This window comes from Hymenobacter jeollabukensis (genome assembly GCF_005771675.1).
Classification (GTDB): Bacteria; Bacteroidota; Bacteroidia; order Cytophagales; family Hymenobacteraceae; genus Solirubrum; species Solirubrum jeollabukense.
Genome location: NZ_VAJM01000003.1, coordinates 291885 through 305337, shown reverse-complemented (window position 1 = coordinate 305337; position 13453 = coordinate 291885). Strand labels below are relative to the sequence as shown.

Sequence of the window (13453 nt, the reverse complement as noted above, 5' to 3'; positions counted from 1 at the left end):
CCGGCCAAATCGGCCCGCGCCCGCGCCGTTTATTTGCGCAATCGATATCGGCAACGTTGTCACCGGACGCCGGATGAGGTTGGCTGAACAACTCTGATCCTGCCCTTACCTGATTTAGGCAGCCTCGAAAAACTCCAGCACGGTCATGCTGAGCCTGTCGAAGCATCTCTACCGCGTCGTTGAATTCGGCAGGGCGTCATGTCGAGCGTAGCCGATACATCCCGCGTGCTGGCGCCAGACTTACTATCTGGCAAAGCAGTAGAGATGCTTCGACAGGCTCAGCATGACGGCCAATCAACTCAAACGACTTTCCACACGGGCCTCCGGTTGCGGTGCCTACTTCAGCAGCCGCAGGGCTTTGTCCAGCGCGGCGTCGGTGGGTGGAGCAGCGGGCGGCACCAGCACTTTGGGGCGGTAGTCTTCGCGCGGGGTGCCGTCGACGTGGTAGAGCTTTTCGGTGGGCAGGCTGAAGCCGATGCCGGAGTTGGGCAGGCGGTAGAAGTAGATGGCGCCGTTCAGCCCGGCCAGCTCGGTGCCGACTACCGTAACCTGCGGCAGCGCGTCGAAGCCGATGGCGAGGCCCTCGCCCATGCTGCCCGTCCAGCGGCCGGCCAGCACCACCACGCGGCCGGCGTAGCGGCGGCCGCGCGGGCTTACCAGCTCCGCCCATTTGCGCTTCACGCCGTAGGCCCGCTCCTCGGCCACCAGCTCGTGCTGCTGGTAGTACTGCTCGCGGCCCACGAAGCGGCTCAGGATGGCCCGGGCCACGGTGGTGGTGCCGCCGCTGGGCGTGTCGCGCAGGTCGAGCACCAGGGCGCGGGTATCCAGCAGCGAGTCGAGGGCGCTGTCGAAAGCCGTTATCAGGCCGTTGTCGCCGAGGCTGTTGTGCAGGCGGATGTAACCCGTGCGGCCGTAGCGGCGGCTTTCGAGGCGGCGCGGGTGGCTGCTGTTTTCCAGCAGCGGGCGGGGGTGGTCGGGGCGCACATCGCTGCGCGAGGTGCCCTGGCGCAGCTGCCAGCGCCGCTCGGCGTCGTGGCGGCCGGCCAGCAGCACGTTCAGGGCGTAGGTGCGGGCAGCGGGGTCGGCGGTTTTCAGGCAGGCGGGCAGGTAAGCGGCCACCGCTTCGGCCACCGGCACGCCGTCCACGGCCACGATTTCGGTGCCGGGCCGCACGCCCACCAGCGCGGCGCCGAAGCCGGGGCGCACGTCGCGCACCACGGCGCGGGTGCCGTCCCACTCGGCGTACACGTCGCTGCCGGAGGGCACCAGGCGAGGCGAGTCGGGGCGGTTGGTGCCGAGGGCGGCGTGGTGGTCGTAGAGCTCGGCCAGCATGGTTTCGAGCAGGCGCACCAGGGCCCGGCGCGAACGGAGCGTATCGGCCTGGGGCAGGTAGCGGGCCCGCACCCGCTCCCAGTCGGTCTGCTTCCGGTCGAAGTAGGCGTAGTCGTCGTGCACGGTCTGCCAGAAAAAGGCCACGTCTTCGCGGTACTGCGCCGGCGCCAGCGGGGGCGGCCCGGCCTGGGCCGGCGCGGGCCGTGGCAGCGCCAGCAGCAGCGCGGCGGCGAGCAAGTGCTTGAGCTTGTTCATGGTGACCAGGACATAAACCAACCGCAACCTACGATTTGCCCGCCGGCTTTGCCACCGGCCGCTGGCTCTGAGCTCAACGGCCGCTGCTGCGCCGGACCTCAGCCGCCGCCGGCCCGGCGCACGGTACCACGACTAGCCAAGACGCGAATACACGCTTCTGCCGCGACGAAAAAAGTAGCGCCTCTTCAGGCAACGCTTCACCGCGCCGGCCCATCTACCACCCCGAACACTCCATCGCAACCCTTCTTCCAAGCTATGAAACGTCTGTTCTCTCTCCGCTCCGCTGCCCTCACGGCCACGCTCATTGGTACTTCGGCCCTGGCCGCGCTGGCCCAGGACGCCGGCGCCCAGCTGCGCCCCGTCGGCAGCTTCGAGCAGGTGCGCGCCAGCGGCGCCATCAACGTGGTGCTGCGCCAGGGCCCGGCCGAAGTGAAAGTGGAAGCCGCCCCCAGCGTGCTGGCCCAGGTGCGCACCGAAGTGGACGGCAATACGCTGAAGATTTACCGCGAAAAGTCCGGCGGCATGAACTGGGGCAAGTCCGAGAAGGTGACCGTGTACGTGACCAGCCCGCGCCTCTCGGGCGTGGAAGTCAGCGGCGCCAGCGACGTGAAGGGCGCTTCCCCGATTTCGGCCGAGCAGTTCAGCATCAAGGCCAGCGGCGCTAGTGACGTGACCTTGCAGCTCACCGCCCAGCAGCTCACGGCCCACGCCAGCGGCGCCAGCGACATTCGCCTCACCGGCCGCGTGGAGCGCCAGCAGGTGCACGTGAGCGGCGCCAGCGACTACCGCGCCTACGAGCTGCAAAGCCAGCAGGCCCAGGTGGAAGCCTCCGGCGCCAGCGACGCCTTCGTGTACGTCGACGGCGAGCTGAACGCGCACAGCTCCGGCGCCAGCGACGTGCACTACAAAGGCAAGGCCCGGCAACGGTAGGTCGTTTTTCGTTGTTCGTGGTTCGTTCTAGAACTGCCGGCCTCCTGAAGAAAAACGCCGCAGCGGCTGAAGCTCCCACCCGGCGCTTCAGCCGCTGCTTGGTTTAGGGCCGTATCTGACGCGCACCGCGGGCTGGCCGCATACGCCCGCGCGGTGGCCGGACGTTTCGTAGCTTCCCGCCTTAGCTCCGTTTTGCCCGTGCGCGCATTCCTACTCCTGTTATTCGTCTTTCTGACCTTGGGCGCGGCACCGGCCCGGGCCCAGCAGCCCACGCCCACCCGCGTCATCGAAGCCCTCTACGACCAGCTTAGCGCCTACCAGCTGCGGCGCTACCAGCCCGACAGCGGCTATCAGCTGCTCACGCTGCCCTCCACGTTTTCGGGCCCCGAGCTGGCCGCCCTGCGCCTGCGCGAGCGGCAGCTGGTGCGCGTGGATCTGGTGTACTCGGCCTACCGCTTCGACCCCAAGTTCAGCCAGCGCCAGCTCAACATCGACCGCCTGCGCAACCTCGACGAGCGGCTGCCCGGTTTGCTCATGGACCCGAGTATTACCTGGAACCTCATCGAGCAAACCGGCTGCACCACGCCCGACGAGTGCCAGCAGTACTTCCACGGCTTCGTGCTCTACATCGAAAAGCGCTATACCAAGGCCGATACCAAAGCTGAAATCGGTCGGCTCACGGCCCGGCTGAATGCCACCGAGAAGAAGATTGAGCGCATCCGGGCCGTGCGCAAGTCGCCGGGCAAGCCGCTGGCCTGCGGCTACCCGCACGTGGAAGACAAGCTGCGCAAGCTCACCAAGCGCATCAAAAAGGCCTACGACTGCACCCAGAAGGACCGCCGGCCGCGCACCGTCACGTTTCAGGCCGAAGTCAGCCGCCAGGGCAAGGTGCTGAACGTGCGCCTGCCCGCCGTCGACTCGGCCGGGGCCGCCGCGCCGCCCTGCCCCGAGGAGCTGACCGGCGCCATTGCCGAGGGCCTGGCCTTCACCGACGGTTTTCTGCTGGGCAAGCAGCGCCTGCCCTTCACCGTCACGGGCCGCCTGAGTTTGCCGCTGCGCCCGCAGCAGGGCTTCAAGGTGACGGGCTACTATTTGGCCGACTCGCTCATGCGCAAGTACCGCGTGAAGCTGCTGCGCGACGGCTGCCAGGCCCGGCAGCTGCGGCCCGGCGACGCCACCGAGGAAGACCCCATCCCCAACCCCGACCCCAACGTGGTGACGCGGGTGCTGGAGCGCCACCCCGACTGGCAGAAGCAGACGGTGGTGGCCGACGTGACCGGCAGCATGTACCCCTACACCGCCGATTTGCTGATCTGGCTGCAGCTGGCCGCCGCGGGCCCCGAGAAAACCTTCGTGTTCTTCAACGACGGCGACGACCTGCCCGATAAGCAGAAGCGCCTGGGCCAGACCGGCGGCCTCTACGACGCGCGCACCAACGACTACGGCCGCATCCGGCAGCGCGTCATCGAGGCCATGGGCGCGGGCGGGGGCGGCGACGCGCCCGAAAACGACTGCGAGGCCCTGCTGCGCGCCCACCAGCTGGCGCCCGAGGCGCAGGACATCATCCTGGTGGCCGACAACCACACTTTCCCCCGTGACACCAAGCTGCTGGAAGGCACCCGGCTGCCGGTCAAAATCATCCTCTGCGGCGTCACCGACCACATCAACCCCAAGTACCTGGCCCTGGCCCGCCGCTACGGCTACTCCCTGCACACCCTCGATACGGACCTCACGAACCTCAGCGAGCTGCCCGACAACCAGATTACCATCATCGAGGGCGTGCGCTACCAGACCACGCCCGGCGGCTTCCGGCGCGTGAGCGGGCGGGCCGAATAACGCTGGCGCGGCCCCGGGTGGCCCCTCGGCGGCGGGCCGTATCTTTGGGGTCCGCGTCGACTGTTTAGCGCATGAACCTACCGGCCTTTCCCCCGCCGCACCGCCATTTTCTCTTGCACAAGCCCTTCGGCTACCTCAGCCAGTTTGTGAGTCAGGACGCCCGCGAGGCCCGCAAAAAGCGTTTCCTGGGCGAGCTGCACGACTTTCCCGCTGGCGTCATGGCCATCGGCCGCCTCGATGAGGAAAGCGAGGGGCTGCTGCTGCTCACCACCGACGGCCGGGTGAGCGAGCAAATCCGCAACGGCGGGGTGGAAAAGGAATACTACGCCCAGGTGGACGGGCTGATAACGGCCGAGGCCGTGGCCCGGCTGCAGCTGGGCGTGGAAATCGGGCTGCGCGACGTGAAATACCAGACCACCGACTGCCGGGCCCGCCGCCTCGACGCGCCCCCCGACCTGCCGCCCCGCGTCCGCCCCATCCGCGACGAGCGGCACGGCCCCACCAGCTGGGTATCGATTACGCTCACCGAGGGCAAATTTCGGCAGGTGCGCAAGATGACGGCCGCCGTGGGCTTTCCCACGCTGCGGCTGGTGCGCGTGCGCATCGGCGGGCTGACGCTGGATGGGCTGGCGCCGGGCGAAGTGCGGGAGGTGACCGAGCTGCAGGCGCTGGTGTAACGCGGCGCGGCTTGCAGCAGTATTGTTCAGCTAAGCAGGCGCTGCGGTGCCAGGGGCCGAGTCGGCTGCGGTACTGCGGAGGAATATCTTGCTATCTGATCCTGCCGCCCGGCCTTTACGTTGTCCGATGCTTCGTTTGCTGCTGCCCGCTCTTCTGTTTCTGCTGCTCCCCGGCGTGCCGGCCGCGGCGCAGGCCCCCGATGCCTACCTGACGCAGATTCCCGACCCGAAGCGGCTGGGCGAATCCTACGTCAGCAACCCCGACCACGTGCTGGACGCGGGTACGGTGGCCGACCTGAACGCCACCCTGCAGGCCCTGGACCAGAGCGGCCGGGCCCACATCGACGTGGCGGTGGCACGCAGCATCGGAGAGGCGGTGCCGAAGTCAGCGGCCACGGCGCTGTTCAACCGCTGGAAAATCGGGGATGAGACCAAGGACAACGGCCTGCTCATTCTGCTGGTGATGGATCAGCGGCGCGTGGAGTTTGAAACCGGCTACGGACTGGAAGCCGACCTGCCCGACGTCGTCTGCTACCGCATTCAGCAGCGCTACATGGTGCCGGCGCTGCGGGCGGGGCAGACCGACGAGGCCGTACGCCAGGGCGTGGCGGCCGTCATCCGCCAGCTGAGCACCGGCAACATGACCGCCGCCGGGGCCGATTCGGTGCCGCCCGCCTACTGGCCCGACGGCACGCGGGTACAGGTGGCCGACGTGGACGTCAACGCGCTGGCGGCGGCGCAAGCGGCGGAGCCCGGCATCGGGGTGGTGATAGGGGGCGTGGTGGCGTGGCTGGCCATGCTGCTGCTCTACGGGCTGCTGTGGTACGCCACCACCAAGGGCAGCCCCCGGCGCTACCTGGCCCTGATGGTGCTGCTGGTGCCGGTTGGCCTGGCCATTGCGCTGCTGATGTCCAGCAGCGCGGCGCTGAAGGCCGGGCTGCTGCTGGGCCTGGGCTACGTGGCGCCCTGGCTGTATACGCTGTGGTATCTGCGGGGCGTGCGCCGCCGGCAGCTTGGCGAGTGGGCGGCGCTGCCCCGGCACGAGCAGTACCGGAATCTGCAGCTGGCGCACCAGGGGCTGGGCTTCACGGCCTGGGCATTTCCGCTGCCGCTGGCCCGGTACTGGCCCCGCTACCGCCGCCAGCTGCAGGAGCTGCGCGAGGCGCCCTACGCCTGCCCCCACTGCGGGCAGCCCATGCGCCGCCTCAGCGAAACCGACGAAGACCCGTACCTGGACGCGGGCCAGCAAACGGAAGAGCAGCTCAAATCGGTGGACTACGACGTGTGGCACTGCGACGCCTGCCAGCACACGCTCAAGCTGGATTACCAGAACCCCGATTCCGACGCCGAGCCCTGCCCTGAGTGCCACTACCGCACTTTCCGCGACGGGGGCCGGCAGGTGGTGCAGGCGGCTACCCGGTACTCCAGCGGCTGGGGCTGGGCGCGGAAGCGCTGCCGACACTGCGGCTACGAAACCAAGGAGCGCTACACCATTGCCCAGCTGCCGGACCCCTCGTCGCGCAGCAGCTCGTCGTCCAGCAGTTCCTCCTCGTCGTCCAGCAGCAGCAGCTCCAGCAGCGGGGGCTCCTCGGGCGGGGGCGGCGCGGGCAGCAGCTGGTGAGTATGCGGCGGGCGCGTGGGCGGTGGGTGAAGGCGGCGGTTTCGCCAAAAGCTGCCTACTTGCGGACCGCATCGTCCTATTTTCCGCCCATGCCCCCTACCCTAGCCGTGCGCGAGCTGCGTGCCGACGACATTCCGCGCATTGCCGATTACTGGCTGGGTTCTGCGCCCGCGCACCTGACCGGTATGGGCGTGGATCTGGCTAAAGTGCCCGACCGCGCCGGCTGGACGGCCATGCTCACCCAGCAGCTCAACACCCCGCTGCCCGAAAAACAATCGTACTGCCTGATCTGGGAAGTGGATGGGCGGGCCGTGGGGCATTGCAACATCAACCAGATCCGGCCCGGCGAGCAGGCCTACATGCACCTGCATCTGTGGAATGCCCCGGGGCGCCGGCAGGGCCTGGGGCGGCAGCTGGTGCGGCTGGCGCTGCCGCGCTTCTTCGCGGCCTACGCGCTGCAACGGCTGTATTGCGAGCCGTACGCGCTGAACCCGGCGCCCAACCACGCGCTGGCCCAGCTGGGCTTCCGCTTCGTGCGGGAGCACGTGTGCACGCCGGGCAGCCTCAACTTCGAGCAGCCGGTGAAGCTCTGGGAGCTGCGCCGTGAGGACTTGGAGCGGCTGGGGCTGGCCTAGCAGCTCAAAAGGCCCGGCCCTAAACGCCAACGGCGCCCGTTTGCACGAAGCAGACGGGCGCCGTTGGCGTTGGGAGCAGCCGCTGCTAGTTCAGCAGCAGCTGGCCGGTGTGCGTGCCGGCGGCGGTGCGCAGCTGCACGGTGTACGCGCCGGCGGGCAGCGCGGGCAGCTCCAGCGTGTAGTCCAGGCGGCGAGCAGGCAGCGGCCGGGTTTCGTGGCGCACCAGCTGGCCCAGGCTGTTGAGCACGCGCAACTCGGCCGTGGCGCCCGACAGGTCAGTGGCCAGCAGGCGCACGTGGCGGCCAGCGGCGGGGTTGGGATAGAGCTGCAAGGGAGCCAGGCGGGCGACCGGGCGCTGGCTGGTGACGACGGCCGGCAGGCGCGCCACGAAGCCGCGCTCCTTGCCCGAGGCCGCTGAGGTGAGGCTGAGGGCGCCGAAGCTGGCCGTGGGCCCGTCGAAATAGCCGCTCAGGTACAGGTTGCCGCTGGCGTCGACGCTGAGGCCCTGACCAAAATCATTGCCTGCTCCGCCGGCCTGGGCGGTCCAGAGCCAGTTGCCCTGGGCGTCGAGCTGGGAGAGGAACATGTCGTTGATGCCGTTGGCGGTGAGCGAGGATGCCCCGAAGCTAGCCGCCGTGCTGGCAAATGAGCCCATCAGGCAGGGCGTCCCGTTGGGGGCCAGCACGAGCCGCTGAGCCACGTCGTAGGCGGCGCCGCCGGCCGAGCGGGCCCAGAGGGCGTTGCCGCTGGCATCGAGCTTGGCCACGAACACGTCGGAGCTGCCGCGGTTGGCGAGGGTGCTGCTGCCCAGGGTGAGCGGGCCGCCGAAGAAGCTGCCGGCCACGTAGAGGTTGCCGGCGGCATCCAGGGCCACGTCGGCCACGTTGGCCCCCACCTGCCGGGCCCAGAGCCAGGTGCCGGCCGGGTCGATTTTGGTCACGAAGCCGTTGCTGCCTGGGTTGGTATTGCTGAGGGAAACGGAGCCAAAACTGAGCGTATTGCTGACGGAGGAACCGACCAGGTACGCGTTGCCGGCCGCGTCCAGGACCAGGCCGCGCACGTCGTCATGGGCGCTGCCGACGGCCTGCCGGGCCCAGAGCCAGGTGCCGCTGGCGTCGAGCTTGGCCACGAAGGCATCGGGGGCGTAGCCGGAAGTGGCGGTGAGGGAGGTGCTGCCGAAGGTGGCGGTGCCGCTGAAGGCGCCGGCCAACCACACGTTGCCGCTGGCGTCGGTGGCCAGGGAATTGCCGTAGCGCGGGTTATTGGCACTGGGATACGAATAGGTGCCGATGCTGCGGGCCCAGATGGGGGTACCGCTGGCGTCGAGCTTGGCCACGAAGGCGTGGGGGTCGAACGTGGTGGGGCTGGTGAGCGTGGTGCTGCCCAGGGTGAGCGTACCGCCGAAGAAGCCCGTCACCAGCACGTTGCCGCTGGCGTCGCGGGCCAGGTCGTAGGCTACCTCGGGGCCGGCGCTGCCCAGCTGCTGCGCCCAGAGGCAGTTGCCGCTGGCGTCGAGCTTGGCCACGAAGACGTCGTCGTAGCCGCGGCTGGTGAGGGTGGTGCTGCCGAAGGCCACGGTGCCGCTGAAGGAACCGGCCACGTAGAGGTTGCCGCTGCCGTCGGGCACGGACTGGGTGCACTGGCTGCCGCTGCCGCCGTTGTCGGGGGCGCGGGCCCAGAGCCAGGTACCCTGGGCGTCGAGCTTGCCCACGAAGCTGAATATCCGGGAGCCGATGCTGAAGCTGTTGGCGACGGTGAGGGTGGTGCTGCCGAGGCGTACCATCTCGCCCACGGTGTACCCAACCAGCCAAACGTTGCCGGCCGCATCGGCGCCGAGGCCGACACTACCCTCGCTGTCGGCGCCGGTCACCTGCCGGGCCCAGAGCCAGCTGCCCTGCGCGTCGCACTTGGCCACGAAGGCGTCGGCCGCCGAGGAGTAGGCGGAGGTGTTGGTGAGCGTGCTGCTGCCGAAGCTGATGGCCAGGTCGTTGAATTGCCCGGTTACGTAGGCGTTGCCGCTGCCGTCCACGGCCACTCCTCCGATGTTGGTGGTGGACTGATAGCTAAGGGTGCCGCTGCCGCTGGAGGCGCTAGCCCAGAGCCAGGCGCCCGTGGCGCTCAGCTTGCCCAAGTAAACGCTGTAGCCGGCGTAGCCCGCCGTGCCGGCGCTAAGCGTAGTGCTGCCCAGCGTAATCGAATTCTGAAACAGACCGGCCACGTAGACGTTGCCACTGCCGTCGGCGGCCAAGAAGGGTTGGGCGGCGAGCTGCCGTACCCAGAGGTAGTTGCCGGCCGCATCGAGCTTGGCCACGAAGGCGGCGCCCGCCGCGCTGGCCGTGAGCGTGGTGCTGCCCAGCGCAATCGAGCTTTGGAACGAGCCGCTCAGGTACACGTTGCCGCTGGCGTCGGTGGCCACGTCGCGGGCCGCGTTGGTGCCGGTGTCGCCGGCCCCTTTGGCCCACAGCCAGCTGCCCGCGGCGTCCAGCTTGGCCAGGAAGACGGAGCTGCCGAAGGTGCCGGCCGCGGCGTTGGAAAGCGTGGTGCTGCCGAACGTGGCCGTGGCCGTGCTGAAGGAGCCCGTCAGGTAGGCGTTGCCGCTGGCATCCACGGCCAAGCGGTCGGTGCGGGTGTCCGTGCGGCGGGCCCAGAGCCAGTTGCCGCCGGCGTCGAGCTTGGCCACGAACTTGTTGTCGATGCCGGGCGTGGTAGCCGTCAGCGTGGTGGTGCCGATGGTGATGGCGGCGCTGCTGGGCGTAAGCCCGGTGGCCAGGGTACCGAAGATGCCCGTCACGTAGGCGTTGCCGGCGGCGTCCACGGCCAGCGCCGTGATGCCGTCCCCGTTGAGCCCGCCGGCGCTGCGCACCCAGAGGTAGTTGCCGCTGGCGTCGAGCTTGGCCACGAAGGCGTCGCCGCCGCCGTAGGGCACGTAGGGGTCGGTGCTGGTGAGCGAGAGGCTGCCGAAGCCCGTGGTGCCGATGAAGTTGCCGGCTACGTACACGTTGCCGGCCGCGTCGCGGGCGGTAGCGCTGATATAGCTCAGGCTGTTCAGGGGCGAGGCCACGGTGCCGGTGGCCCAGGCGGCGCCGAAGGCGGGCGTGGTCTGGGCGTGGGCGGCGTTACCGGCCAGCAGCATGAGCAGCAGCAGCCAGGGCGCGCGGCGGATTACGGGAATAAGTGAGCGTAATGGGTGTTTCATGCAAGCGTAAAGGATGGGAAATGAAAAACTACCGTGGCCGGCGCTGCTTCGCTTTGAATAGTGCGTGCAGACCTGCCCGCCAAACTACGCCAAGCCGGCCTGATAACGAATTTCTGGCTCTTAGTTGGGTGCTGAGCGCGTCCGTCACTTCCCAAAATCCGCCAGCTCCCGCATGCGTGCCGGCTCGTACACCTGGCCCTCCTTGATGACGAGCCGGACGCGGCGGACGTTGCGGATTTGCTCCAGGGGGTTGGCGTCGAGGATGAGCAGGTCGGCTTGCTTGCCGGCTTCGATGGAGCCGCTGCGCTGCTGCAGCTGCATGACGCGGGCGGGGGTGATGGTGGCGCACTGCAGGGCCTGCAGGGGCGTGAGGCCGGCCTGCACGTAGAGCTCCAGCTCGCGGGCGAGGCTGCTGCCGGGGAAGCCCATGTCGGTGCCGGCCACGATGGGGATGCCCGCGTCGTATAGACGGCGGGTGAGCTGGCCGAAGCTGGCGAGGATGGGCCGGGCCTGGGCGGCGCGCTCGGGCGTGGTGCCCATGCTCTGAAACAGGGCTTGCAGGGGCTGGGGCAGGCGCTGGAAGTCGGGCTCGATGGCCCGGATGTCGTCCTGGGCGCTGCGGGCGGTGATTTCGTAGACGCCAAGGGTAGGGTCGATGACGGTGCCGCGGGCCTTGAGGATGCCGATGACGCGGGTGGCGGTGGTGTCGTCGAGCACCAGGGTGCGGTCGGGGCGGTTGGTGAAGAGCTGGGCCACGAAGGGCAGGTGGTTGATCTGGTCCATGCCGGCGTTGATGCCCTGCAGGGCCGTCATGCCGTCGGGGATGTGGCCGGTGACCGTGAGGCCCTGCCGGTGGGCTTCCTGGCAGATGGCCTGTACCACGTCGGGCCGCAGGGAGCTGTAGAGCTTGATTTGCTGGAAGCCGGCGGCCTTGTAGCGCTGCACCACCTGGGCGGCTTCGGCAGCGTTATTGGCCCGCACGATGCCCAGGGGGCGTTTGCCGTCCCCGTCGATGATGCCGGCCTTGAGGATGCGCGGGCCCACGCCGCGGCCCGAGTTGATGGCCTGCTCGATGGCGTTGATGTAGCTGAACTCGTTGCCGCAGTCGCGCACGGTGGTGACGCCGGCGGCCAGGTAGGCCGGGCCCCACTCGGCCTGCTGAAAGTGGGCGTGCATGTCCCAGAGGCCCGGCACGATGGTTTTGCCTTCGGCTCGGATGACTTGCGCCTGCTTGGGCACCCGCACCTTGTCGGCGGGCCCGACCTGGGTAATCCTGCCGCCTTCCACCAGCACCGTGGCGCGGGGCAGCGAAATGCCCTGCACCACGTCGATAACGGTGCCGCCGACGATGGCCAACACGGCGGGTTTGGTTGATTTCGCGGTTTGCGGGGCCGGGCCGGGCGCCGGGCCGGCGGCCATTTCGGCGGCGAACAGGCGCATGCCGTGGGTGGCGGCACGGGCAATGAGGGTGGGCAGCAGGGCGGCGTAAGGCTGCCGCAGCATCTCGATTTTGTCGCCCTCGGCGTCGTTGGTGATGATGCAGGCGAGGCGGCCCTGGGGGTCGGTCCAGAGCAGCTCGTTGCCCCACACCAGGCCCTTGAGCACGTAGCGCGTCAGCACCAGGGGCCGGTTCTCGAAGGTGAGCGTGTCGTGGCCGTCTTCGCGGATGCGCACCGTACCCGCGGGCAGCAAGGGCAACGCGGCGGGGCGGCCGTGCTGCTGCCAGTAGCGCAGCAGCAGCCACTGCCCGGTAGCGGGCGAGTAGCCGCTGGTGGGAAAGTGCGCGGCTTTGGGGTCGAGCTTGAGGTCGGTTATATCCTCGCCCTGGGCGTGATGGACGCGCAGGCGGGTGCCGCCGTCGAGCATCTGCAGCGAGTCGTTGATGGTAGAGAAGCGGGAGGTATTGCCCTTGGCCACCAGGCTCAGCGGCTCGCCGCCGGGGGTGAGGGTGAAGCGCGCCCGCAGCGGCACCGGCGTGCCCCGGTCGACGAAGCGAAACTGCACGTCGTAGGTGTGCTGCTGGGCCGAGCGGGTGAGGCGGTAGGTTTCCTTGCCGATGCGCTGCTCGAACTTGTGGAGCAGGAAGGTGGCGCTGTCGGCGGCCGGGGCGGGGGTCTGGGCCCGGGCTCCGGCCGCCAGCAGGCTGAGGAGCAGGGCGGTCAGCGGGGGCAGGGTTTGTTTCATCGGAGGCGAGATAGTAGCGGCGGGCGGGAACAAAGTGAGAGGCTTTGTGCGCTATTACAAGGTGGCAATTGTTTTTTGCCCTATCTTCATCCGTCTGTCGGCGGCCCGCGGTACTTCGCGGTCCGGCAGTATTCATTCCCCGCAGTAAACCATGGCAAAAGGACAAGAAGGATTTAACAAACGCGAGAACGAGAAGAAGCGCCAGAAGAAGCGCCAGGAAAAGGAAGGCCGCCGCGAGGAGCGTCAGGCCAATGCCAAAAAAGGCCAGAACCTGGAAGACATGCTGGCTTACGTCGACGAGTTCGGCAACATCACCTCCACGCCGCCCGACCCCAACAAGAAGCGGGAGGAAATCAGCCTGGACGACATCCAGCTCGGTGCCCGCCGCCGCGACGACGACGACGCTTCGGGCTCGTCGGCCCGCGTAGGCATCATCACCAACTTCAACACGGCCAAGGGCTACGGCTTCATCAAGGACCAGCAAAGCCAGGACAGCATCTTCGTGCACGTCAACGAGCTGGTGGACAAGGTGCGCGAGGGCGACAAGGTGACCTTCGAAGTGATGCGCGGGCCCAAAGGCCTGAACGCTACCGGCGTGCGCCGCTACGAAGCTCCGGCACCGCCGGCCGCTTCGGCTGCCCCGGCGGCTCCCGCCGCGGAGTAGGGGGCCTCACCCCCCAGCCCCCTCTCCAAAAGAGAGGGGGAGCCTGACGTCAAGGCATAAACAAACCGGCCGCTGCTCCTTGGAGCGGCGGGCCGGTTTGTTTTTTTATTACGGGTAATAGTC

General features: G+C 68.5%; 9 protein-coding genes. 6 read left to right on the top strand and 3 right to left on the bottom strand.

Translation table 11 applies throughout. From position 1 onward, the window contains the following. Positions 1-336: 336 nt before the first annotated feature. Positions 337-1587 (bottom strand): S41 family peptidase, encoded by a 1251-nt coding sequence (locus tag FDY95_RS08765; protein WP_138076845.1) that lies wholly within the window; start codon positions 1585-1587, stop codon positions 337-339. A gap of 255 nt (positions 1588-1842) precedes the next feature. On the opposite strand from FDY95_RS08765, the gene FDY95_RS08760 reads away from it, so the two are divergent. The 5 genes from FDY95_RS08760 (at position 1843) to FDY95_RS08740 (ending at position 7286) form a co-directional block, all read left to right on the top strand. Further along, entirely contained in the window at positions 1843-2517 is a 675-nt protein-coding gene (locus FDY95_RS08760; protein ID WP_138076842.1) for a head GIN domain-containing protein, read from the top strand. 198 nt (positions 2518-2715) lie between these two features. Next, the gene (locus tag FDY95_RS08755; protein WP_138076839.1) at positions 2716-4353 is read left to right on the top strand and encodes a hypothetical protein; all 1638 of its coding nucleotides are present in this window, start codon (positions 2716-2718) and stop codon (positions 4351-4353) included. Between the two features lie 113 nt (positions 4354-4466). Then, positions 4467-5030 (top strand): pseudouridine synthase, encoded by a 564-nt coding sequence (locus FDY95_RS08750; protein ID WP_317129480.1) that lies wholly within the window; start codon positions 4467-4469, stop codon positions 5028-5030. Between the two features lie 127 nt (positions 5031-5157). Beyond that, entirely contained in the window at positions 5158-6651 is a 1494-nt protein-coding gene (locus tag FDY95_RS08745) for a TPM domain-containing protein (protein ID WP_138076833.1), read from the top strand. A gap of 89 nt (positions 6652-6740) precedes the next feature. After that, positions 6741-7286 carry a GNAT family N-acetyltransferase gene (locus tag FDY95_RS08740; RefSeq protein ID WP_138076830.1) on the top strand — a complete coding sequence of 182 codons (546 nt, stop codon included), beginning with the start codon at positions 6741-6743 and terminating at the stop codon, positions 7284-7286. Between the two features lie 85 nt (positions 7287-7371). On the opposite strand, the gene FDY95_RS26940 is transcribed toward FDY95_RS08740, so the two are convergent. Together FDY95_RS26940 and FDY95_RS08730 are read right to left on the bottom strand one after the other, a co-directional pair. Further along, positions 7372-10482, bottom strand: a complete 3111-nt coding sequence (locus FDY95_RS26940) for an SBBP repeat-containing protein (RefSeq protein ID WP_138076827.1) — start codon at positions 10480-10482, stop codon at positions 7372-7374. A gap of 144 nt (positions 10483-10626) precedes the next feature. Further along, the gene (locus FDY95_RS08730; protein WP_138076824.1) at positions 10627-12666 is read right to left on the bottom strand and encodes an amidohydrolase family protein; all 2040 of its coding nucleotides are present in this window, start codon (positions 12664-12666) and stop codon (positions 10627-10629) included. A 151-nt stretch (positions 12667-12817) separates the two neighbouring features. Here FDY95_RS08730 and FDY95_RS08725 point away from each other — a divergent pair, with 151 nt between their 5' ends. Continuing rightward, positions 12818-13330, top strand: coding sequence for a cold-shock protein (locus FDY95_RS08725; RefSeq protein WP_138076821.1), 513 nt, complete (start codon positions 12818-12820; stop codon positions 13328-13330). Positions 13331-13453 lie beyond the last annotated feature (123 nt).